This is a genomic window from Streptomyces aurantiacus (assembly GCF_001418335.1).
GTDB lineage: Bacteria > Actinomycetota > Actinomycetes > Streptomycetales > Streptomycetaceae > Streptomyces > Streptomyces aurantiacus.
Genome location: NZ_LIPP01000101.1, coordinates 1 through 22503, shown reverse-complemented (window position 1 = coordinate 22503; position 22503 = coordinate 1). Strand labels below are relative to the sequence as shown.

The window sequence follows — 22503 nt, the reverse complement described above, 5'->3', positions numbered from 1 at the left end:
GGTCCCGTCAGCTCGCAGTCCGGTCAGCTCGCGGTCCGGCGCATCAGCAGGTCCCGCAGTTCTCGTGCGTGACGGCGGCTGACCTGGAGTTCGACCGAATCGACCAGGACGCTCACCGTACCCGCGTCCAGGCGGAGTTCGCTGATGTGACCGAGAGCGACGAGATGACGGCGGTGGATGCGGACGAAACCGCGCGCGTGCCAGCGTTCTTCGAGGGTGGAGAGCGGGATGCGGACGAGGTGACTGCCCTGGGCGGTGTGCAGCCGCGCGTAGTCGCCCTGGGCCTCGACATGGGTGATGTCCTCGACGGCGACGAAGCGGGTGACTCCGCCGAGTTCTACGGAGATGTGGTCGGGGTCGGGTTCGTGCACGGGTATCAGGGGGGCGGCGTCCATCTGCTCGACGGCCCGGCGGACGGCCTCGGCCAGCCGCTCCCTGCGGACCGGCTTCAGGACGTAGTCGACGGCCTTGAGGTCGAAGGCCTGGACGGCGAACCCCTCGTGGGCGGTGACGAAGACGACGAGCGGCGGCTTGGCGAACCCGGCGAGCAGCCGCGCCATGTCGAGGCCGTCGAGGCCGGGCATGTGGATGTCGAGGAAGACGACGTCGATGCCCTGGTCACCACCGGGGCCGCTCTCCAGGGCCCGGTTGATCCGGCGCAGCGCCGCCGTGGCGTCGCTCGCGCCCTCGACGCTGCTCACCCGTGGATCGGCTTCCAGCAGATAGAGCAGCTCTTCGAGGGAGGGCGGTTCGTCGTCGACGGCGAGGGCGCGCAGCATGAATCCGGAGTGTAGGAGCATTTCGTACGCCTGCACATGCGGTGGGCAAGGCCGCAGCCGCCGGACGGTCACTGGTCCGCCGCTGAATCACCGCTGGATACAGTGCCCGCATGAGATCCACGTCCGCGTCCTTTGACGAACTCGACCGGAAGATCGTCACGGCTCTGATGGCGAACGCCCGCACGAGCTTCGCCGAGATCGGGGCGGCGATCGGTCTTTCCGCCACCGCGGTCAAGCGCCGGGCCGACCGGCTGCGGGAGACGGGTGTGATCACCGGGTTCACGGCGACGGTGGAACCGGCCGCGCTCGGCTGGCGTACGGAGGCGTACGTGGAGGTGTACTGCGAGGGGGCGGCGCCGCCGCGGCGGCTCGCCGAGGTGGTGCGCAACCATCCGGAGATCACGGCCGCGATGACGGTGACCGGTGGCGCGGACGCGCTGCTGCATGTACGGGCCCGGGACGTGGAGCACTTCGAGGAGGTGCTTGAGCGGATCCGCGTGGAGCCGTTCATCCGCAAGACGGTCAGCTTCATGGTGCTGTCGCATCTGCTGCCCGAGAGCCCGGAGGCGGGGGCGAACCAGCCGGCTCCGGAGGCGTGAGCACGTCGGGACGCGCGAGGGCGTGAGCACGTCGGACCTGAGTACGTCGGGCCTGAGTACGTCGGGCCTCGGGCGGTCGGCCCTTCTTTCACCCTGTCGGGTCCACCACGCATCAAACGTGCGTCGAACCGGCCGAAGACGCAGCATTTGTGCGGTGGCGCGCAATCCCTGATTCTTGCCGCGCCTCTCCCCCGCTTCCTACCGTTGAGGCATCCCACTCAACACCTCAGGAATGCGGAGGAACCGCTCTGTGCCCATGAGTCGTGTGCCGCGCCCCAGGCGATTTCTGGTCTGCGAACCCAGACACTTCGCCGTGCAGTACGCCATCAATCCCTGGATGCACGAGGACACACAGGTCGACGTGGAGCTGGCCCGAGGCCAGTGGGCGGAGCTGATCCGCGCCTACCGCGCCCACGGCCACACCGTCGACAGCGTGGAACCGGTAGCCGGTCTGCCCGACATGGTCTTCGCCGCGAACTCGGCGCTGGTCGTGGCCGGCCGGGTCTTCGGCTCGCTCTTCCACGCACCGCAACGCCGCCCGGAGTCGACCGCGTACGAGACGTGGTTCAAGAACGCGGGCTTCGACGTCTACCGTCCCGAGTCGGTGTGCGAGGGCGAGGGCGACCTGGTCCTCGCCGGCCGCCATCTCCTGGCCGGCACCGGATTCCGTACGGAACGGGCCGCCCATCACGAGGTGCAGGAGTTCTTCGGCGTCCCGACGGTCAGCCTCACGTTGGTGGACCCGCGCTTCTACCACCTCGACACCGCGCTGTTCGTGCTCGACGACGGACCCGGGGCGAACATCGCGTACTACCCGGAGGCCTTCTCCCAGGGCAGCCGCGAGGTGCTGCGCCGGCTCTTCCCTGACGCGGTGGTCGCGACCCACGAGGACGCGATGGTGTTCGGGCTGAACTCCGTCTCGGACGGCCGGCACGTCTTCATCGCGCCGCGCGCCGAGGCCCTCGCGGGCGAGCTCGCCCGGCACGGTTATGTTCCCGTCCCCGTCGACCTGTCGGAGTTCCAGAAGGCCGGCGGCGGCATCAAGTGCTGCACCCAGGAGATCCGCTCATGACCGTCGCACCCAGCCGTTCCCCGCGCTCGTCCGCCGAGCTCATCCGGGCCGAGGAGCCCGTCCTCGCGCACAACTACCACCCGCTGCCCGTGGTCGTCGCCCGCGCCGAGGGCGCCTGGGTCGAGGATGTCGAGGGCCGCCGCTACCTCGACATGCTGGCCGGCTACTCGGCCCTCAACTTCGGGCACCGCCACCCGGCCCTGATCGAGGCCGCGCACCGCCAGCTCGACCGGCTGACGCTGACCTCGCGCGCCTTCCACAACGACCGGCTGGCCCGGTTCGCCGAGTCCCTGGCCCGGCTGACGGGTCTGGACATGGTGCTGCCGATGAACACGGGCGCCGAGGCCGTGGAGAGCGGCATCAAGGTGGCTCGCAAGTGGGCGTACGACGTGAAGGGCGTCGCACCGGACCGGGCGACCGTCGTGGTGGCCGCGGACAACTTCCACGGCCGTACGACGACCATCGTCAGCTTCTCCACCGACGAGACGGCCCGCGCGGGGTTCGGGCCCTTCACACCCGGTTTCCGTGTGGTCCCGTACAACGATCTCGCCGCGCTCGAAGCGGCCGTCGACGAGACGACGGCGGCGGTGCTGATCGAGCCGATCCAGGGCGAGGCGGGGGTCGTCATCCCGGACGACGGCTATCTGCGGGGCGTGCGCGAGCTGACCCGGCGGGCCGGGTGTCTCTTCGTCGCCGACGAGATCCAGTCGGGCCTCGGGCGCACGGGCCGCACCCTGGCCGTCGAGCACGAGGGGGTCGTCCCGGACGTGCTGCTGCTCGGCAAGGCACTCGGCGGGGGCATCGTGCCGGTCTCCGCGGTGGTCGCGCGGCGCGAGGTGCTCCAGGTGCTGGGTCCTGGCCAGCACGGTTCGACGTTCGGCGGCAACCCGCTGTCCGCGGCGGTCGGTTCGGCCGTGGTGGAACTGCTGGAGACCGGTGAGTTCCAGCGCAGGGCCGAGGAGGCGGGCGTGGTGCTGCGGGAGGGTCTGACGGCTCTCGTCGGCAAGGGCGTACGCGGCTTCCGGGCGCGCGGGCTGTGGGCGGGCGTCGACATCGACCCGGCCGTCGGTACGGGCCGTGAGATCAGCGAGTCCCTCATGCGCGAGGGCATCCTCGTGAAGGACACGCACGGCTCGACGATCCGGCTGGCCCCGCCCCTGACGATCACCGACGAGGAACTGCGCACGGCACTCGGCGCGCTGGAGACGGTGCTGCGGCAAGGCGTCTGACGGCCGAGCGGCCGCTCGGCCCGCTCGGCCCGCTCGGCCGGGTGCGGGTCGGATGGCCGGGTGCGGGTCGGTGGGGGTTGAGCGCGCAGTTCCCCGCGCCCCTGAAAAGCATGCCTGCTTCCAGGGCGCGGGGAACTGCGCCGGCGTCGGCCGAACGGCCCGCACAAGTCCGATCGGGGACGGTTACAGGGGGCGACGCCTGCACATACACTGGCGTCCCGCAGCACACCTCTTGACCAGCTAGAACGCAGCGGTTGGGCCTGATCCGGCGAAGCGAGGAGCGACCCGTTGTTCTATTACGTTCTCAAGTACGTGATCCTGGGACCGCTGTTGCGCCTGGTCTTCCGGCCCCGGATCGAGGGTCTGGAGCACGTACCGGCAACGGGAGCGGCGATCGTCGCGGGCAATCACCTGTCGTTCGCGGACCACTTCCTGATGCCCGCTGTCCTCAAGCGGCGCATCACCTTCCTCGCCAAGGCCGAGTACTTCACGGGCCCCGGCGTCAAGGGCCGGCTGACGGCGGCCTTCTTCCGCAGCGCAGGCCAGATCCCGGTGGACCGCTCCGGCAAGGAGGCAGGTCAGGCGGCGATCCGCGAGGGCCTCGGCGTGCTGAGCAAGGACGAGTTGCTCGGCATCTACCCGGAGGGCACCCGTTCGCACGACGGCCGCCTCTACAAGGGCAAGGTCGGGGTCGCGGTGATGGCGCTCAGGGCCGAGGTGCCCGTCGTCCCGTGCGCGATGATCGGCACCTTCGAGGCGCAGCCCCCCGGCCGGAAGATCCCGAAGGTCCACCCCGTGGCGATCCGCTTCGGCAAGCCCCTCGACTTCTCCCGCTACGCCGGCATGGAGAACGAGAAGGCGATCCTGCGCGCCATCACCGACGAGATCATGTACGCGATCCTCACCCTCTCCGATCAGGAGTACGTGGACCGGTACGCGGCCGACGTGAAGGCGGAGGAAGCCGCAGCGAAGGCGAAGGCCCGCAAGTTCCCGCGGATGCCGCTGCGTTGACGCTCCGCGAGCGCCGGAGGACATGAGTGGGGGGCGGCCGTGACACGGCCGCCCCCCACTCCTTCAACTGCCGGTGGTCCCTTTCGACTGCCGGTGGTCGTTACGGCTTGGGCGTGGCGTGCGGCGCGCACGTCACGTCGGCCGCGCCGACCTTGCCGGTGAGCAGGTAGGTGTCCACCCGCTCGTTGACGCACGGGTTCGTCAGTCCGGTCACGCCGTGCGAGCCCGCGTCCCGCTCGGTGATCAGGCGGGAGCCCTTGAACCGCTTGTGCAGTTCGACGCCGCCCTCGTACGGCGTCGCCGCGTCACGCGTGGACTGCACGATCAGGACGGGCGGCAGGCCCTTGCCGGTCTTCACGGTCGGCGGGGTCTGCTGCTTCGCGGGCCAGGTCGCGCACGGCAGGTTCAGCCAGGCGTTGGCCCACGTCATGAACGGGTAGTCCTTGTGCAGCGCGGTGTTGTCGCGGTCCCACTTCTTCCAACTGGTGGGCCACTTGGCGTCGGTGCACTCGACGGCCGTGTAGACGGCGTTGCCGTTCTCCGCGGAGATGTTGCCCGCTGTGTCCGACAGGTCGGGAGCCGCGGCGTCGACGAGCGCCTGGGTGTCACCGGCGACGTACTTGCTGAAGACCGTCGCGACCGGCACCCACGACGAGTCGTAGTACGGCGCGCTCTGGAAGAAGCCGATGAGCTCGGCCGGGCCGACCACCCCACCGATGGGGTTCTTCTTGGCGGTGGCGCGCAGTTCCAGCCACTGGGCCTGCACCTCGGCACGCGTGTCGCCGAGGTGGAAGGCCGCGTCGTTCTTGGCGACCCAGTCCTGCCAGTCCTTCCAGCGCGTCTCGAAGGCGACGTCCTGGTCGAGGTTGGCCTCGTACCAGATCTTCTCGCGCGACGGGTTGACGACGCTGTCCGCGACCATGCGGCGCACGTGGCTCGGGTACATCGTGCCGTAGACGGCGGCGATGTACGTGCCGTACGAGACACCCAGGAAGTTGAGCTTCTTCTCGCCGAGCGCGGCCCGGATGACGTCCAGGTCACGGACGGTGTTGGGGGTCGTCATCTGCGGCAGCATGTCACCGCTGCGCTCGGCGCAGCCGGCCGCGTACTCGGCGGCGAGCCCTCGCTGGACGCGCTTGTCGGCCTCGGAGTCCGGCACCGGGTCCAGCTTGGGCGCCTTCACGAACTCCTGCGGGTCGGCGCAGGAGATGGGCGCCGAGTGACCGACGCCGCGCGGGTCGAAGCCCACGAAGTCGTACGCCTTCGACGCGTTCACCCAGAGCGGGTTCTTCGTGGTGACCCGGAGCGGGAAGCGCAGTCCGGAGCCGCCGGGGCCGCCCGGGTTGTAGACGAGGGCGCCCTGCCGCTCCGCCTTCGTGCCGGTGTTGCCGACGCGGTCGACGGCGAGCTTGATCTTCTTGCCGTTGGGCTTCGCGTAGTCGAGCGGCACCGTGACCCAGCCGCACTGGACGGGCTTGGCGATCCCCCAGTCGGCGGGACAGTCCTGCCAGTCGATGCCGGCCTTGGCCGCGCGAGCGGCGGCGATCTCGGCGCCCCGCGCCTGACTGTCCTGACCGTGGCTGTTCTGGCCCTGGCTGCTCTGGCCGTGGCTGCGCTGCCCCTGGCGGATGTCCGCGCTGGCCGTCGGGGCCGCGACGGCGCCGGCTATGAGCGTCGCGGTGACGAGCGCGCCGGCCGAGCCGAACGCTGTCACCCTTCTCATACCTCTCAAGAGAGTTCTCCCCCTACTGTCGTCGTGCTCCGTACGGGGATCCTTTCGGCTGTGAGGTCCCTGAGAACAGGGGAGACGTGTCTTCTTTGCCAATCCGATAACCGGAACAGCTCTGTCCGTTCAGCGGTCAGGTCCGTTCCCGCCGCCACGTCAGCCGAGTGAGCGCAGGGCCTCGTCGAGGGTGCGGCGCAGGTGCAGCGCGTCGGGGGCGAGGGCGGTCACCAGGGCGCCGGGCCCGGCGAGCGGGGTGAGCGCGGCGTAGGGCCCCAGCAACCGCGGCTCGACCGGCTGCCGCGCGAATTCCGGCCGTACGACGAGGAGTTGGCCGAGTGCGCGATGTCCGGCGAGCACGGCGGGACCGTCCCACCCGCCCGGCGCTCCGGGGCCGCTGGAGAGCTCCTGGTCGAGCAGCGGGCGTCCGTCGAGCAGGACGGTGAGCCGGCTCGTGAGCCGCCCGGGCTCCTCGTTGGCCCGCCCGAGGACCTGTTCCTCGCGCAGTGTCAGCCGGGCGCCGGGCGCGAGGGCGACGCGGGTCGTCAGGTACAGCTCGCTGCCGTTCGCGGAGATCAACTGCTCGGGGAGCCAGCGCAGTTCGCCGTCCTCGCCGACCGAGAGGCGTACGTCGTAACGCGCCTCCCCCTTCGCCTGTCCCGGCAGCGCGATGGTGGCCGCCGCCGATCCGACGTGCAGGGATGCCCCGTCGGCCACGTCGGCCGTCACCGTGAAGTGGTCCCCGCCCAGGGGCCCGCTCATCGCGCCGACCAGCATGACCTTGGCTTCGGAGCCGCTCGCCCGGGTCCGCCGCACGGCGAGCGGGCCCTGGCTCTCCAGGGTGGGGAGCGCGGTGCCGCCCCGCCCGTCAGGCCGGGCACCGATCCGCGCGACGGCCCGCACGCCGGCCACGCCGACCGCTCCGGCCATTCCCTCCGCTCCGGTCGTCACGCCGCCCACGCGGTGAGCTGCTCCCGCACCCAGGCGACGACGTCCTTGACCCCGTCCCCGTCCTCGGCCCGCAACGACTGGAACACCACCGGCAGTTCGGCCCGCTGCGCCTTCGCGTCGGCGGCCATCCGTCCGAGGTCCGAGCCGACGTGCGGGGCCAGGTCCGTCTTGTTGACCACGAGCAGATCGGCGGTGGTGACACCGGGGCCGCCCTTGCGCGGGATGTCGTCCCCGCCGGCCACGTCGATCACGAAGATCTGCGCGTCCACGAGTCCCTTCGAGAAGGTCGCCGTCAGATTGTCGCCCCCCGACTCGACAAGGATCAGGTCCAGTGGTCCGACCTCGTCCTCCAGATCCTCGACCGCTTCGAGGTTCGCGGAGATGTCGTCACGAATCGCCGTGTGCGGGCAGGCCCCGGTCTCGACGGCGGTGATCCGCTCGGGCGGCAGCACGGCCTCACGCAGCAGGAACTCGGCGTCCTCGCGCGTGTAGATGTCATTGGTGACGACCGCGAGCGCCAACTCGTCGCGCAGCGCCCGGCACAGCGCGGCCACGGTGGCGGTCTTCCCGGACCCGACGGGCCCACCGAGCCCGATCCGCAGGGCCCGTCGCCGACCGTCGGGCCGGTGAGCGTCGGCGCTGACGGCCGCGGCCCCGTCGTGGGAGTGGTGATGATCGAGATGCATAGGAGACGGCTCCCTCTGTATATGAGTTGGCCCCTTCAGCCCGTCCGGCGTTCGAGGACGAGGCCGTTCAGGCCGCTAGGGGCTTCTGGGGGCGCAGCCCCCAGAAGCAACGGGAAGGGTAGGGGCGGCGGGGGCGGGAAAACCCTAAGAGGCAAACAACCGCACAGCCCAAGCGGCATGCGCCTCCGCCCCGATCTCCAACAGCGGAGCGGAAGCGGCAGGCAACGCAGCGACCCCGCCCCCCACCGCACACCGCGCGGCCTCGACCGCCTGACGCGCGACCCGGTCGAGCTCGGGAGTCAGCCGCGCCAGCACCCCGGTCGCGTCGAACGGGTCAAGGCTGAGCAGCCTCACCGTGGCACTCGCCGGCCCGCTCACACTCTCGTACACAGCGCAGTACGCGGCGTCCTCCGCCCCGAGCCCCGCGGCCCTGGCCGCCAGCCCGAGGACGACCGGCTGGTGGGCACCCTTGGGGAACTCCTGCGCCAGCGCGTCGAGTTCGGGCGAGGGCCAGGTCGCCCGCGCGGCCCGCATCAACTGCCGGCCGAGCTTGCGTGCGGCGACGCGCAGTGCGGGCGACGGCGTACGGGCGTCCGCGGCGCCGTCGAGTTCCACCGGGTCGAGCCCGAGTGCGGCGCCCGCGGCGAGTGAGGCCGATACCAGCCCCGTCGTGTGCAACCGCCCCCGGCAGAACTCCTCCAGACTCCCCGCCCCGGTGATCCGGCCGGCCTTGACCGCCGCCTCGGCCCCGCCGGAGTGGGCATGCCCTCCGGCGGGGAACCGGCCGTCGGCCAGCACAAGCAACGCAGCACGCGACATGACGAGCCCCAGACGCACAGTCGGAGTCAGAATCGGAGTCAGAAGAGGAAGTACCGTTGGGCCATGGGCAGTTCGGCGGCGGGTGTGGCCTCCACCAGTTCCCCGTCGATCGTGACGGCGAAGCTGTCGGGGTCGACGCGTACCTGGGGCCGCGCGTCGTTCTCCCGCATGTCCGCCTTGGTCACCCCACGCGTCGACTCGATCGGAACGAACCGCTTGCCGAGCCCCAGCCGCTCCGGCAGCCCGTCCTCGATCGCGATCGGTGCCACGAAGTTGAACGAGTTGGACGCGGGGGCCCGGCCGATCGCCCCGAACATCGGCCGCGGCAGGATCGGCTGCGGGGTGGGGATGGACGCGTTGGCGTCGCCCATCTGCGCGTACGCGATCTGCCCGCCCTTGACGACGAGGTGCGGCTTGACCCCGAAGAACGCGGGCTCCCACAGCACCAGATCGGCGAGCTTGCCCGTCTCGACGGAGCCGATCTCACGGGCGAGGCCCTGTGCGACGGCGGGGTTGATCGTGTATTTGGCGACATAGCGACGTACCCGGTGGTTGTCCGCCCGGCCGTCACCCGGCAGCGCGCCCCGGCGCCGCTTCATGACGTGCGCGGTCTGCCAGGTCCGCATGATGACCTCCCCGACGCGTCCCATCGCCTGGGCGTCGGAGGAGATGATCGAGATCGCGCCGAGGTCGTGCAGGATGTCCTCGGCCCCGATGGTGGTGGGCCTGATCCGGGACTCCGCGAAGGCCAGGTCCTCGGGCACGGCGGCGTTCAGGTGGTGGCAGACCATCAGCATGTCGAGGTGTTCCTCGGCGGTGTTGACGGTGTAGGGCCGGGTCGGGTTGGTCGAGCTGGGCAGCACGTGCGCCTCGGAGACCACGGTCATGATGTCCGGCGCGTGCCCGCCTCCCGCCCCCTCCGTGTGGTACGCGTGGATCGTGCGCCCCGCGATGGCGGCAAGCGTGTCGGCCACGAACCCGGCCTCGTTAAGGGTGTCCGTGTGAATGGCGATCTGTGCGCCGGTCCGGTCCGCGACGGTGAGCGCGGCGTCGATGACGGCGGGCGTGGAACCCCAGTCCTCGTGGAGCTTGAGACCGAGCGCGCCGCCACGCAACTGCGACAGCATCGCCTCCTGGGAGACGGTGTTGCCCTTGCCGAGCAGCCCGAAGTTGAGCGGGTACTCCTCCATCGCCTCCAGCATCCGGGCCAGATGCCAGGGGCCCGGCGTGACGGTGGTGGCCTTGGACCCCTCGGCGGGTCCGGTGCCGCCGCCGACGAGGGTCGTGATGCCCGAGGCGAGGGCCTCGTCCGCGATCTGGGGGCAGATCAGATGCACATGGGCGTCGATGGCACCGGCCGTCAGGATGCGTCCGTTGCCCGCGATGATCTCGGTCTCCGGACCGATCACCAGATCCGGGTGTACCCCGTCCATGGTGTCGGGGTTGCCCGCCTTGCCGATGCCGGTGATCCGGCCGTCGCGGATTCCGACGTCGGCCTTGACGATCCCCCAGTGGTCGATGATCACCGCGCCCGTGATCACCGTGTCCGGGGTGCCGTCGGCGCGCGTGGCGCGTGCCTGGCCCATGGACTCCCGGATCACCTTGCCGCCGCCGAACACGGCCTCGTCACCGGCGCGTCCGGGGCCGCCGGAACGATCCTCCTCGATCTCGACCAGCAGGTCGGTGTCGGCGAGCCGGATCCGGTCGCCGGTGGTGGGGCCGAACAGATCGGCGTACGCGGCACGTGAGATGTCAGGCATCGAGGGCACCTCCGGTCTCGCCGCGCAGGCCCGGCACGACACGGGCGCCGGCGATCGGAACGAGTTCGACGTCGACGGGGATGCCGGGCTCGAAGCGGACGGCGGTGCCGGCGGCGACGTTGAGCCGCTTGCCGTGTGCGGCGGCGCGGTCGAAGTCGAGACCGGGGTTGGCCTCGGCGAAGTGGTAGTGGGAGCCGACCTGGACGGGCCGGTCGGCCGCGTTGAGGACGGTGAGCCGGGTGACGGCGAGGCCTTCGTTGAAGGCGACGGACCCCTCGGCGAACAGGATCTCTCCGGGAATCATGACTGCCGCTCCCCCGTCAGACGATCGGGTCGTGGACGGTGACGAGCTTGGTGCCGTCGGGGAAGGTCGCCTCGACCTGTACGTCGTGGATCATCTCGGGGATGCCTTCCATGACGTCCTCGCGGGTGAGGATCTCGCGCCCGGAGGCCATGAGCTCGGCCACGCTACGGCCGTCCCTGGCTCCTTCGAGGATGTGCGCGGTGATCAGGGCGACGGACTCGGGATGGTTCAGCCTCAGTCCCCGGGCCCGGCGTTTCTCGGCCACATCGGCGGCCACATGAATGAGCAGCCTCTCCTGCTCGTGCGGCGTCAGTTGCACGGCGTCCCACCTCACAGTCCTCGCTCCGGACCGTGCGGGGTCCGGCTGCCGCAGCCACCACGACGGGTTCCAGCCCAGTACGCGGCTGCGGTACGCGGCCGGACCGCGCGACTTTGCGCGCTCCCGGCCCCGAAAACCCCTGGTGACGTGGTGGTGCAGGCTAGTTGCGCGGGATTTCAGGGACGTTAACCGCCCCGTGGAGATCCAGCGCGCCGACCCCTTCGGCCATCCGGCTCACCGACCTCGCTCCCGACCCCCACCCCTCGGCTCCCGGCAGCGTCGCCCCGGCTGCCGTCGCCCCGGCTGCCGTCAGCGCGGGGTCGTCAGCGCGGGGTCACCATGCTCATCAGTCCCCGCAGACCGTCCTGGAGCACCTCCCCGGGCGAGGCGCCGAAGAGTGCCTGCTGGACGGCGAACCCCTGGGTCGCGGCGATCAGGGTCCTGGCGACGTGCTCGGCGGGGATGTCCGCCCGCATCACCCCGGCCTCCTGATAGCCCTCGACGACCGTCACCCAGGCATCACGTACCGAGTCGAAGCCTTCGCGCAGCACCGCCGACAACTCGCCGTCGCGAAGGGTCTCCGTCCAGACCTGGATCATGAGCCGAGGAAAGGACTCCTCTCCTTCCCAGGTCAGGCCGTACTTCCCGGTGCCCCCCGCCCCGAGGACCTGGGTCATGACCCGGCCCACGAGTACGTCGGGCATCGGCGGCGGGGTGTGCCGTGCGGCCTCCTCGAAGGCCTCGCGGATCCGGCCGAGGACCTCGGTGACGATGGCGGTGATCAGCTCGTCCTTGCCGCTGAAGTAGCGGTAGACGGCGCCGGCGGAGAGGTTCACCTCCCTCAGCACGTCCTGCATCGACGTGGCGTGGAACCCGTTGCGGGAGAAGCAGCGGGCCGCGCCGTCGAGGATCTGCCGGCGACGGGCGTCTAGGTGTTCCTGGGATACGCGAGCCATGCGCAAAAAGTAAAACGAACATTCCTTCTTGACAAGCCCGGACACCGGAGAGACAGTGGGCCCGATCCTAAAACGAACGATCCTTCTTTTTCAGAATCGAGGGAAGAAGCATGCCCCCCGCCTCCGCCAGGCCCACCCCGGCGACGTCACCGGCCTCGCCCCAGCCACCACACCAGGCGTCGCACCAGCCGTCCCAGCAGCGGTCGCAGGCGTCGCACCGGCCCCAGCCGTCAGCCCAGTCGCACCGCCGCCACATCGCGGCGGTCGTGCTGCTGGTCCCGGTCCTGGCGGCCCTCGCGCTGTGGGCCTTCGCCTGGCCGGCGGCCCGTACCGCTCCTCACGACCTGCCGCTCGGTGTGGCGGGTCCGGCGACCGCGACCGCACAGGTCCAGAAGCAGCTCGAAGGCAACGAGGGGGCCTTCGAGATCCACCGCTACGCGGACGAGGCCGCCGCACGGGACGCCATCGAGGACCGGACCGTATACGGCGCCGTGGTCGTCACCGAGCAGGGGCCCGAGTTGCTCACCGCTTCGGCCGCGAGTCCGCTCGTGGCGCAGTCGCTCCAGCAGGCCGTGACCCGGCAGGCCGGCGGCGCCCCGGTGAAGACGGTGGACGTCGTACCCGCCTCTGCGGACGACCCGCGTGGCTCGGTCCTGACGTCGAGCGTGCTGCCCATGACGCTGGCCGGTATCGCCGCGGGAGCCGTGGTGACCCTGCTGGGGCTGCGGGGCCGGCGCGCGGTGGCCGCGCTGGTCGGTGCGGCGGCGGTGGTCGGTACGGTGGCCGCCCTGATCGCGGGCAACTGGCTGGGCGCCTTCACCGGGAGCTGGTGGTCCGAGGCGGTCGCGCTGGCCCTCTCGACGCTGGCCGTGAGCGCCGCCGTCGCGGGTCTCGCGGCCCTGATCGGCGCGCCGGGAATCGGGCTCGGCGCGTTCGTCATGATGATGATCGGCAACCCGTTCTCCGGTGCGAGCTCCGCACCCGAGATGCTGCCCGCGCCGGTCGGCACGATCGGTCAGTGGCTGCCGCCGGGAGCCGGCGCCTCACTCCTGCGGTCGGTCTCCTTCTTCGACGGAGCCGCCGCGACCGGCCCGGCGATGACGCTGACCTGGTGGTCCGTCGTGGGCCTCGGAGCGGTCCTGCTGGGCAGCGCACTCAAGCGACGCAAGGCGGCCACGGCCCCCGTCGAGGCCGCGCCGAAGCCCGCGCTCACGAGCTGACCACGGGAGCGCCTGGGCGCCTGGGCGCTGGTCACTGACGGAGCCGGCCGCCCGCACAGACCGACCGTGCATCCCCCGCCGTAGCGGACGGGGGGTGCACGGTCTTTTCACGCACCGAGCCCACCCCACCAGGCACACATCTCAGCCCGCCACTCCCCAGGGGCGCGGGAAACTGCGCGACCAGCCACAGGCAACCCGCACCCGGCAAGGCTCCGCGGCCACCCCACCTCTACGCCGCCACCTAGGACGCCCCCGGCCCCCTGCGCTCCGCCGCGATCCCGAACCGCTGCCGTTCGCGAGGAGCGGACGCGACCTCGTGGACCCCGGAGACCGAGCTGATCACCTGCTCGTCCCCCACCGCGTCGAGCTTCTCAAGTCGCTCCAGGTCAGCGGCCGACACCAGGGCGACGAGGGGCTTTCCGTGCCGCGTCACGACGACGCGCTCCGCGCCGTACACCACACGGTTGATCAGGTCGGCGAGCTCAGCCCTGGCTTGCGTCACCGGAATCTCGTAGGCCATGCTCCCCAGCCTATGCAATGTCTACCTGGTCCACCGAGGTCCGTGGCGACAGCAGATATAGAGGCCAGAGGCTCTCGCGCGCTCCCGTGCGCTCTCGTTTGTGAGAGATGCGTGAGACGAGGTGAGACGAAGAGCTGTCCGGTCGCACTGCATCCTGACGGGTCTCCGGTGCAGCGGAGCGCCCCGCTCGACCGGCCCTGCGCAGAACTCCGGCCGGGCGGGTGCTTGCCCGTCGACGCCCCGGAGGCTGGGCGGAGATCGGCCCAGCTCCATATCGGCAAGCCGGTTTGAGGTTCCTGCGCTGGGATGCACAGGGGGGCGGCGGTCCGTGAGTGCTCTTCGAGAATCCGCGCGATGCTCGCGGCGTGGGAGCAGGGGACATCCGGGCTGTCAACGGCGCGGTGCGCGGCTATTGAGGCCCTGCTCTCCGGTGAGCAGGACATGTTCGTCGCCGCGTGCGCCAGCCCGCTCAACGGCCCGCACGCCCCGACGGGAACCTTGTGTCCGGCCCGCCCTGAGTGTGTCTGCTATGTCCGCTCGCCGCGTTCGCGCCCCGTCACCTGCTCAACCTGCTCAACCTGCTCAGGCTCAAGGAGTACTTCTCCCGGCAGGCCCAGCAGATGACCACCGCGCAGTTCCTGCGGATCTTCGGTCCGTACACGGCCCGCCTGGACGAGGACATCCTGCCCGGGTTCGGCCCGGCCGCCATCGAGGCCGCCACCCGGCAGAGCACCGAGACTGCCGCCTTCTTGCCGCTGCACCCCGAAGTGCGCTCGCTTCCCACCCAACCGGCCGCGAGTTCCCCAGGGAACTGCGTCCCGCCGCTGGGCATCCGCAGGCTGCTGCTTGTCCTGCGGGGCCCTCCGCCTGAGCCACGTCGCTGCTGTCAGCAGGAACGTGGTGCCGGTGGCGACATGGCTGTCCGTCCAGTCCGGGCCGACAAGAGTCTTGGCGATGTGATGCAGGTGGGTACTGCCGCCCAGACGTGCGTTCACCTCGTTGAACCATACGTTGCCGACCTGGTCGATCACGGCGTCGATGTTGGCGCTGACCAGCACGTAGAAGATCGCCGCGAACAGCGTCTCATCGCCGTCCGGAACAATCCGACTCCACGTACCCCGCCCCATGAACGGACCGACGAGCTACCACCACACAGAACACCGTCTTAGCCCACGAACGGCGCGAGAGGAACGCCGGGCGGCATGTTGTAGGGCGTGACCACCTGGATAGCCGAGGGCAGGAAGGGACCTTCGTCGGGAAGGGCCTTGTGGGCACGCATGATGGTCTGGCAGGCGCGGCGCATGTCCTGGCGCAGGTCGTGGTGGAGCACGGCGGAGAGGCGGCGTTCGCGCAGGAACCGGGTGTTCTCGTGGTCCAGGTCGTGGGCGACGAACACCGCGCACTCCCGCCCGAGGGCGTCGAACGCGTCGAGGGTCGCGGCATTGCCGCCCCCGGCCGAGTAGACGGCGATGACGCCCTCGTCCCGCTTGAGGGCTTCCAGGACGAGGTCCCGCTGGGTGGCGTCCAGCCCGTCGCTGTCGGTGACCTCCACCAGGGACCTTCCGGGCTGCGCGATGCGCATCGCGCTGCGGAAGCCCATCTCGCGCTCCTCCTCACCGCGGAAGGAGCCCCGGCTGATCGTGGCAAGCACGTTGCCGGGCCGGTCACCGAGCCACTGACCGATGAGGAAGGCGGCGGTGGCGCCCGCCGCCCGGTTGTCGATACCCACGTACGCCATGCGCGCACTGCTGGGCAGGTCGCTCACCAGCGTGACGACGGGGATGCCCGCCGCGACCAGCCGGCCGACGGCGGCGCCGATCTCCGGCAGGTCCGGGGCCTTGAGGATCACCCCCTGCGAGCCGCGCTTGGCGATCTTGTCCAGGGTCGCGATCAGATCCGAGGCGGGACAGGTCTCCCGGAAGTGGAAGCGCGACCGCACCACGGCGGGGTGCAGGGAGGGCAGTTCCGCCTCCAGGGCGTCCCGTACGGCGGTGGAGAACCGCTCCGGCGTCTGCATCACGATGTCGATCATGAACGTACGCCCGCCGATGCGTACCTGGGTCCGCTGGCGGTCCAGGTCCTTGATCGCCTGGTGCACCTCCATGACGGTGCTCTCCCGTACGCCGCCGCGGTCGTTGAGGACCCGGTCGACCGTGGCCTCGCTCAGACCGGCCTGACGGGCGATCTCCCTGATGGGATATGGATGTCGCATGGCGGTCCTCGGAAGCAGGATGACGGACTTTTGATGGGTCTCTGCGGATTGAATGACGGGCTTTCGTTCATAAGAATGGCAGAAAAGCACTCATGGCGAAAGGACCGGGAATGCCCCCCACCGAGGCGGGATCTGCGACGTGGCTCAGCGAGGGCGACTGCGATCTCGACGAGTTCCGCTCGTTGACCGAGCAGCGTACCGAGCGGCACGCGTACCCCTCGGCCGAGCGGACCGAGCAGAACGTCCTGGTGTACGCCGGCGACCGGATCCGCGACCTCTCGGTCACCCCGCAGGGGCGCCGGGAGGTGCAGGCCGAGCTGGTGCGGGCCCTGCTGGACGGGCCCGGTGTCGTGGTCCTCAAAGGCGCGTTCACGGACCCCTCCGTCGTGGACGCGGCCTCCGGCGCCTTCAACGCGCTGATCGAGGAGGAACGTTCCAGCGGCGCGTCTCGCGGCGACCACTTCGCCAAGTCCGGCGCCAACGACCGGGTGTGGAACGCCCTGGACAAGATGGCCGTGCGCGCGCCGGAGGTGTTCGCGGACTATTACGCCAACGACATGCTGGCGCTGGTCTCCGAGGCCTGGCTCGGCCCCGGCTACCAGGTGACCTCGCAGATCAACGTGGTGAACCCGGGTGGCGCCGCGCAGCGTGTGCACCGCGACTACCACCTGGGCTTCCTGTCCCAGGAGCGGGCTGCCGCGTATCCGGCGCACGTCCACCGCCTCTCGCCCGTGCTGACCCTGCAGGGCGCGGTGGCGCACGGCGACATGCCCGTCGAGTCGGGGCCGACGCTGTTCCTCCCGCACTCGCAGAAGTACGAGCCGGGTTACCTGGCCTGGCGGCGCCCGGAGTTCATCGCGTACTTCGAGGAGCATCACGTCCAGCTTCCGCTGGAGAAGGGCGACGCGGTGTTCTTCAACCCCGCGCTCTTCCACGGTGCGGGGCACAACTATTCGGCGGACACCAAGCGCATGGCGAACCTGCTGCAGATCTCCTCCGCGTTCGGCCGCGCCATGGAGTCCGTGGACCGGGCTGCCATGGCCGACGCCCTGTTCCCTGTGCTGCTGCGCCGCAAGGAGGAGGGCGCCGCGGAGAGCTGGCTGCGCCGCGTGGTCGCCGTCACGGCCGAGGGCTACCCCTTCCCCACCAACCTGGACCTCGACCCGCCGGTCGACGGTCTCGCTCCGCCCTCCCAGGCGGACACCGTCTGGCAGGCCGTCGCTGAGGGCTGGGCCCCCGACCGGCTCCGCCAGGAACTGCAGGCGAGCGCGAAGCGCCGCCGGAGCTGAAGGAGAACAACGCACTCATGGGACTGCTTGAGGACAAGGTCGTCCTCGTCAACGGCGGCAGCCAAGGCGTCGGCGCGGGCATCGTCCAGGCCGCCGTACGCGAAGGCGCGACCGTCGTCTTCACCGGACGGCGAGCCGACATCGGCGAGAAACTCGCCGCGGACACCGGCGCCCGCTTCCTCCGCGTGGATCTGTCGGACGCCGCACAGGCGCGCGACAGCGTCGTCCGGACCGTGGACGCGCACGGGCGCGTCGACTGCCTGGTCAACGCGGCGGGGCTCACGTCACGCGGTTCGCTGCTGGACACCACGCCGGAGCTGTTCGACGCGCACATCGCGATCAATCTGCGGGCGCCGTTCTTCGCGATGCAGGCCGCGGTCGCCGACATGACGAGCCGCAAGACACCGGGCACGGTCGTGAACATCATCTCGAACTGCGCGCACGGCGGCCCGCCGCATCTGGCGCCGTACTCCACGGCGAAGGCCGGCCTCGCGGGGCTGACCCGCAACGCGGCCCACGCACACCGCTGGGACCGCATCCGCATCAACGGCCTCAACATCGGCTGGACGGACACCGAGGGCGAGGACGCCACCCAGCGTGCCTTCCACGGCGCGGGCGACGACTGGCGCGAACAGGCGGCGCAGCAGTTGCCGATGGGCAAGCTCGGACAGGTCGACGAGATCGCCGACTTCGTCGTCCTCCTGCTCTCCGACCGCAGTGGTGTGGTGACCGGCTCGGTCATCGACTGGGACCAGACCGTCTTCGGCGGGCTCGACTGAACCGCCCCCTGGGCTGAAGGAGCAAAATTCTCATGCGTATTGGCATCATGGGGCTGGGCCGGATCGGCGCGTTCCACGCGGAAACCCTGTCCGGACTCGAAGCGGTCGACTCACTGGTGGTCACCGACCCGGTCGCCGCGGCGGCCTCCTCGGCGGCGGAGCGGTTCGGCGCCACGGCGGTGGACTCCCCCGCCGCGGTGCTGGCCGCCGGCGTGGACGGAGTGGTGATCGCCGCCGCGACCAACGCACACCCCGAGCTCATTCTCGCCGCCGTCAAGGCGGGCATCCCGGTCTTCTGCGAGAAGCCCGTGGCCCTCGGCATCGAGGAGAGTCTCGACGTGCTGCGCGCAGTGGAAGGCGGTGGCGTCGAGGTGCACATCGGCTACAACCGGCGCTTCGACGCAGGCTGTGTCGCCGCGCGCGCGGCCGTGGTGAGCGGCGAACTCGGCCCGCTGCACACCGTACGGTCCACCACCCTTGACCCCGCGCCGCCGCCCCCCGCGTACGTGGCGGTCTCCGGCGGCATCTTCCGCGACTGCAGCGTGCACGACTTCGACATCGTGCGCTGGGTCACCGGCCGCGAGGTCACCGAGGTGTACGCGACCGGCGGCAACCGGGGCGCCGACTACATCGCGGCGACGGGCGACGTCGACACCGCCTCCGCGCTGCTCACCTTCGACGACGGCACGATCGGCGTCATCTCCAACTCCCGGCACAACGCCCGCGGTTACGACGTCCGCCTGGAAGTGCACGGCATGCAGGACAGCATCGCCGTGGGCCTGGAGGACAAGCTGCCGCTGCGGTCCGTCGAGCCGGGAGTCACCTTCCCCGCCGGCCCCCCGCACCACTTCTTCATGGACCGCTTCGCCGCCGCCTACCGCGCCGAACTCAGCGCGTTCACCGAGGTCGTGGCGGGCTCCCGCCCCTCCCCCTGCACCGTGGCCGACGCCCTCGAAGCGAGCTGGATCGCCGAGGCCTGCACGCTGTCGCTGCACGAACACCGGCCCGTACGACTGGAAGAGGTGCGCAAGGCATGACGGACGAACCCCTGCGGATAGGCGTGCTGGGCGCGGCCCGCATCGCCGAGCTGTCGATCGCGGGACCGGCCCGCGCGACCGGCCACCGCATCGTGGCGGTGGCCGCCCGCGACCGCTCCCGCGCCGAGGCCTTCGCCGCCGAGCACGACGTCGAACGGGTCCTGGACTCGTACGCCGACGTCGTCTGCGACCCCGCGGTCGAGGTCGTCTACAACCCGCTCGCCAACGGTCTGCACGGGCCCTGGAACCTCGCCGCGCTCGCCGCGGGCAAGCACGTGCTCACCGAAAAACCCTCCGCGAGCAACGCCGAGGAGGCCGTCGAGGTCCGGGACGCCGTCGCGAAGGCCGGCACCGTCTTCATGGAGGGCTTCCACTACCTGTTCCACCCGGTCACCCGGCGCCTGCACGAGCTGCTGGAAAGCGGGGAACTGGGCGAACTGCGGCACGTGGAAACCACGATGCTCATGCCGGCGCCCGAGGACGACGACGTGCGCTGGTCGCTTCCGCTGGCCGGCGGCGCGCTCATGGACCTCGGCTGCTACAGCCTGCACGCCCAGCGGATGCTCGCCCCCTGGGCGGGCGGCGCACCGCGGCTCGTCGCCGCGCGCGGCGGCGAGCGAAGCGAGATGGGGGCACACCCGGACGGAGTCCGGGGGACGCCGGGCGCGCCCGGAGTCGACGAATGGCTCGACGCCGACCTGGAATTCCCGAGTGGGGTCACCGGTACCGCCCGCTGCCACATGGCGTACCACGAGTGGGAGATGAGCTGCCGGATCGTGGGCTCACTCGGTGAGGCCACAGCGGTGAACTTCGTCCAGCCGCACCTCGACGACCGGGTCCTGGTCCGCACGGCCTCGGGCGAGCGCACCGAGATGCTCGGCCGCCGGTCCTCGTACACCTACCAGCTCGAAGCCTTCGCGGCCCATCTGCGCCGGGGCGCGCCGCTGCGCCTGGACGCCGATGACGCGCTCGCCACCATGCGCCTCATCGACGACTGCTACCAGGGGGCCGGGTTCTCGCCCCGACCGCGAACAGTCCTTCCGGACACGGCGTGAACGCGGGCTGAGCAGAACGGGAGTGGGCGGTGCCGTTTCGGCACCGCCCACTCCCGTTCTGCTCCCGTTGTGCGATCCATACGTCTGCAGGTCTGCCGTCTACCGGTAGAAGTCGGGCCGCTCGATCAGGTCGACCCCGACGCGCCGGCCCTCCCGCTGGGCCCGCACGCCCGCCTCGCACACGGCAGCTGCCGCGTAGCCGTCCCAGGCGCTGGGCCCGGTGACCTCACCGCGCCGGGTGGCGTCCACCCATGCCCGTACCTGGCGGTCGTACGCGTCCTCGAACCGCTCGATGTAGTCCGGCGTGACGCGGCCGCCCCACCGGCCGTCGGCGCTGAGCCGTGGTCCGTGCTCGTCACCGATGCCTACGACACCCCGCTCGCAGACGGCTTCGGCCCACACCTGGTATCCGTAGCCGCAGTGGCCGAAGATCTCGACATCGACAAGAGCTCCCGACTCTGTCTCGAACAGGACGAGTTGGGGGTCGCTCATGCCTTCGGGCGCCAGTGAGGACGGAGTCGGCTTGAGGACCGTGACCGCGGTGATCTCCTGATCGAGGAGCCAGCGGGTCACGTCCATCTCGTGTACCACCGAGTCGCTGATGAGCATCTCGGTCGTGAACCACGACGGCATGGAGGGGTTGCGGTGCCGGTGATGCATCATCAGTGCCCTGCCCAGCTCCCCGCCGTCCAGCAACTGCTTGAGCTTCACGTACTCGGCGTCGTACCGGCGCATGAAGCCCACCTGCAGCCGGCGGTGCCCGAGCCGCTGTTCCGCCTCCAGGACCCGTAGCGCGGACGCCGCGTCAGGGGTGAGCGGCTTCTCGCACAGGATCGGCAGGTCACGGCCGAGGGCTTCGAGCAGAGCCGCCTCGTGCGCGGGCCCGGGAGAGGCGATCAGCACGGCGTCCACGTCCTCCGCGGCCAGCGCAACCGCGGCTTCGGTGTACGCCGTGCACCCGTCCAGCGTGTCGGCGAGGGCCTTGGACCGCTCCCCGTCGACGTCCACGACAGCGGTCACCCGCGCTCCGCTGATGACGTGATGGAGCCTTCGGACATGATCGGCCCCCATCTTGCCGGTGCCGATGACGGCTACCCCGAGTACTCCCTGAGGTGACATATGACCTGCGTCTTTCCTGTGCCTGAGGATCAGTTGCCGTTGGACGAGGGTCAGTTGCGCTGCGCACCGACCTGAAGCTCCGCCGCTTCGGGGAGTTCGTCGACGTCGACGCCGCGGACCTGGGCCAGTTCGTGCTTGAGTGCGGCGAGTTCGGCGCCGCCGGCCATGTGGTTGGTGAGTTCTTCGAGGGTGACGTCGGCGCGCGCGGCGGAGAGTTCCATGGTGCCCAGGCGCAGGACGCTGAAGTGGTCGCCGACCATGTAGGCGTGGTGGGGGTTGTGGGTGATGAAGATGACGCCCAGGCCGCGGTCGCGGGCGGCGGCGATGTACTTGAGGACGACGCCGGACTGCTTGACGCCCAGGGCGGCGGTGGGTTCGTCCAGGATGAGGACGCGGGCGCCGAAGTAGACGGCGCGGGCGATGGCCACGGACTGGCGCTGGCCGCCGGAGAGGGTGCCGATGGGCTGGTCGAGGTCGTCCAGGACGATGCCCATGGCGCGCAGTTCGGTGTCCGCGGTCTGCTTCATGGCAGCGATGTCCAGGCGGCGGACGGGCCAGGGGCCCTTGGTCATCTCGGAGCCGAGGAAGAAGTTGCGCCACACCGGCATCAGCGGGACGGTGGCCAGGTCCTGGTAGACGGTGGCGATGCCCCTGTCGAGGGCCTCGCGCGGGGTGTTCAGCCGCACCGCCTCGCCGTCGATGAGGAAGGCGCCCTCGGTGTGCTGGTGCAGGCCCGAGATGATTTTGATGAGCGTCGACTTGCCGGCGCCGTTGTCGCCGAGGACGCAGGTGACCTGGCCGGGGTGGACGGCCAGGTCCACGCCGTGCAGGGCGCGGACGTTGCCGTACGCCTTGCCCGCGCCTCTCAGCTCGACGGTGGGTGTGCCGTCCGCCGGTGCGGTGTCCTTGGGGGCTGTCCCGTTGGGTGAGACCGACCCGTCGGCGGTGATGGGGTTGATGGTCATGGGTTACCTCCGGGTTGCCTGGCGGCGGACCCACAGATTGACGAGGGCGGCGAGCAGGAGCATGACGCCGAGGAAGGCCTTGAACCAGTCGGGGTTCCA

General features: G+C 70.6%; 23 protein-coding genes. 9 read left to right on the top strand and 14 right to left on the bottom strand.

Features of this window, described 5'->3' with window-relative positions; genetic code table 11:
* Positions 1-23: 23 nt before the first annotated feature.
* Positions 24-779 carry a LytR/AlgR family response regulator transcription factor gene (locus AOK01_RS14945; protein ID WP_055511734.1) on the bottom strand — a complete coding sequence of 252 codons (756 nt, stop codon included), beginning with the start codon at positions 777-779 and terminating at the stop codon, positions 24-26.
* A gap of 110 nt (positions 780-889) precedes the next feature.
* Between AOK01_RS14945 and AOK01_RS14940 the strand changes: the two genes are divergently transcribed.
* From AOK01_RS14940 to AOK01_RS14925, 4 genes are all read left to right on the top strand, one after another.
* On the top strand, positions 890-1378 hold the full coding sequence (locus AOK01_RS14940) for an Lrp/AsnC family transcriptional regulator (RefSeq protein WP_055511712.1): 489 nt from the start codon (positions 890-892) through the stop codon (positions 1376-1378).
* Positions 1379-1628: 250 nt separating this feature from the next.
* Positions 1629-2450 carry a dimethylargininase gene (gene ddaH / locus AOK01_RS14935; protein WP_055511710.1) on the top strand — a complete coding sequence of 274 codons (822 nt, stop codon included), beginning with the start codon at positions 1629-1631 and terminating at the stop codon, positions 2448-2450.
* Positions 2447-3679 (top strand): ornithine--oxo-acid transaminase, encoded by a 1233-nt coding sequence (rocD, locus tag AOK01_RS14930; RefSeq protein WP_055511708.1) that lies wholly within the window; start codon positions 2447-2449, stop codon positions 3677-3679. Before ddaH ends, rocD begins: the two co-directional genes overlap by 4 nt.
* 288 nt (positions 3680-3967) lie before the next feature.
* Positions 3968-4690, top strand: a complete 723-nt coding sequence (locus AOK01_RS14925; RefSeq protein WP_055511706.1) for a lysophospholipid acyltransferase family protein — start codon at positions 3968-3970, stop codon at positions 4688-4690.
* 100 nt (positions 4691-4790) lie between these two features.
* Here AOK01_RS14925 and AOK01_RS14920 read toward each other — a convergent pair whose 3' ends face one another.
* From AOK01_RS14920 to AOK01_RS14885, 8 genes are all read right to left on the bottom strand, one after another.
* Positions 4791-6413: an alpha/beta hydrolase gene (locus AOK01_RS14920; RefSeq protein ID WP_107099817.1), complete on the bottom strand. Its 1623-nt coding sequence runs from the start codon at positions 6411-6413 to the stop codon at positions 4791-4793.
* Positions 6414-6572: 159 nt separating this feature from the next.
* On the bottom strand, positions 6573-7343 hold the full coding sequence (locus AOK01_RS14915; RefSeq protein ID WP_107099819.1) for an urease accessory protein UreD: 771 nt from the start codon (positions 7341-7343) through the stop codon (positions 6573-6575).
* Positions 7344-7360: 17 nt separating this feature from the next.
* A complete protein-coding gene (gene ureG, locus AOK01_RS14910) occupies positions 7361-8050 on the bottom strand; it encodes an urease accessory protein UreG (protein WP_055511700.1) in 690 nt (229 codons plus the stop codon).
* A 144-nt stretch (positions 8051-8194) separates the two neighbouring features.
* Entirely contained in the window at positions 8195-8869 is a 675-nt protein-coding gene (locus tag AOK01_RS14905; protein ID WP_055511732.1) for an urease accessory protein UreF, read from the bottom strand.
* A gap of 38 nt (positions 8870-8907) precedes the next feature.
* Positions 8908-10629 carry an urease subunit alpha gene (locus tag AOK01_RS14900; RefSeq protein ID WP_055511698.1) on the bottom strand — a complete coding sequence of 574 codons (1722 nt, stop codon included), beginning with the start codon at positions 10627-10629 and terminating at the stop codon, positions 8908-8910.
* Positions 10622-10933 carry an urease subunit beta gene (locus tag AOK01_RS14895; protein ID WP_055511697.1) on the bottom strand — a complete coding sequence of 104 codons (312 nt, stop codon included), beginning with the start codon at positions 10931-10933 and terminating at the stop codon, positions 10622-10624. Before AOK01_RS14895 ends, AOK01_RS14900 begins: the two co-directional genes overlap by 8 nt.
* Positions 10934-10949: 16 nt before the next feature.
* Entirely contained in the window at positions 10950-11252 is a 303-nt protein-coding gene (locus tag AOK01_RS14890; RefSeq protein WP_055511730.1) for an urease subunit gamma, read from the bottom strand.
* A 323-nt stretch (positions 11253-11575) separates the two neighbouring features.
* Positions 11576-12208, bottom strand: a complete 633-nt coding sequence (locus tag AOK01_RS14885; protein ID WP_055511695.1) for a TetR/AcrR family transcriptional regulator — start codon at positions 12206-12208, stop codon at positions 11576-11578.
* Positions 12209-12318: 110 nt separating this feature from the next.
* Between AOK01_RS14885 and AOK01_RS14880 the strand changes: the two genes are divergently transcribed.
* The gene (locus AOK01_RS14880) at positions 12319-13428 is read left to right on the top strand and encodes an ABC transporter permease (protein ID WP_245702260.1); all 1110 of its coding nucleotides are present in this window, start codon (positions 12319-12321) and stop codon (positions 13426-13428) included.
* A 241-nt stretch (positions 13429-13669) separates the two neighbouring features.
* Here AOK01_RS14880 and AOK01_RS14875 read toward each other — a convergent pair whose 3' ends face one another.
* The 3 genes from AOK01_RS14875 to AOK01_RS14865 form a co-directional block, all read right to left on the bottom strand.
* Complete coding sequence (locus AOK01_RS14875; protein WP_055511693.1) at positions 13670-13948, bottom strand: type II toxin-antitoxin system Phd/YefM family antitoxin; 279 nt, start codon at positions 13946-13948, stop codon at positions 13670-13672.
* Positions 13949-14475: 527 nt separating this feature from the next.
* Positions 14476-15075, bottom strand: coding sequence for a hypothetical protein (locus tag AOK01_RS44085; protein WP_055511691.1), 600 nt, complete (start codon positions 15073-15075; stop codon positions 14476-14478).
* 38 nt (positions 15076-15113) lie between these two features.
* The gene (locus tag AOK01_RS14865) at positions 15114-16160 is read right to left on the bottom strand and encodes a LacI family DNA-binding transcriptional regulator (RefSeq protein ID WP_055511689.1); all 1047 of its coding nucleotides are present in this window, start codon (positions 16158-16160) and stop codon (positions 15114-15116) included.
* 110 nt (positions 16161-16270) lie between these two features.
* Between AOK01_RS14865 and AOK01_RS14860 the strand changes: the two genes are divergently transcribed.
* From AOK01_RS14860 to AOK01_RS14845, 4 genes are read left to right on the top strand one after another with little or no spacing between them, the layout of a single operon-like run.
* On the top strand, positions 16271-17449 hold the full coding sequence (locus tag AOK01_RS14860; RefSeq protein ID WP_055511686.1) for a phytanoyl-CoA dioxygenase family protein: 1179 nt from the start codon (positions 16271-16273) through the stop codon (positions 17447-17449).
* Positions 17450-17466: 17 nt separating this feature from the next.
* Complete coding sequence (locus AOK01_RS14855) at positions 17467-18228, top strand: SDR family oxidoreductase (protein WP_055511684.1); 762 nt, start codon at positions 17467-17469, stop codon at positions 18226-18228.
* A 32-nt stretch (positions 18229-18260) separates the two neighbouring features.
* Entirely contained in the window at positions 18261-19265 is a 1005-nt protein-coding gene (locus tag AOK01_RS14850; protein ID WP_055511683.1) for a Gfo/Idh/MocA family protein, read from the top strand.
* Entirely contained in the window at positions 19262-20320 is a 1059-nt protein-coding gene (locus AOK01_RS14845) for a Gfo/Idh/MocA family protein (RefSeq protein ID WP_055511681.1), read from the top strand. Before AOK01_RS14850 ends, AOK01_RS14845 begins: the two co-directional genes overlap by 4 nt.
* Before the next feature lie 99 nt (positions 20321-20419).
* On the opposite strand, the gene AOK01_RS14840 is transcribed toward AOK01_RS14845, so the two are convergent.
* Together AOK01_RS14840 and AOK01_RS14835 are read right to left on the bottom strand one after the other, a co-directional pair.
* Positions 20420-21439, bottom strand: coding sequence for a Gfo/Idh/MocA family protein (locus AOK01_RS14840; protein WP_055511679.1), 1020 nt, complete (start codon positions 21437-21439; stop codon positions 20420-20422).
* A 50-nt stretch (positions 21440-21489) separates the two neighbouring features.
* Positions 21490-22404 (bottom strand): ATP-binding cassette domain-containing protein, encoded by a 915-nt coding sequence (locus AOK01_RS14835; protein WP_055511677.1) that lies wholly within the window; start codon positions 22402-22404, stop codon positions 21490-21492.
* Positions 22405-22503 lie beyond the last annotated feature (99 nt).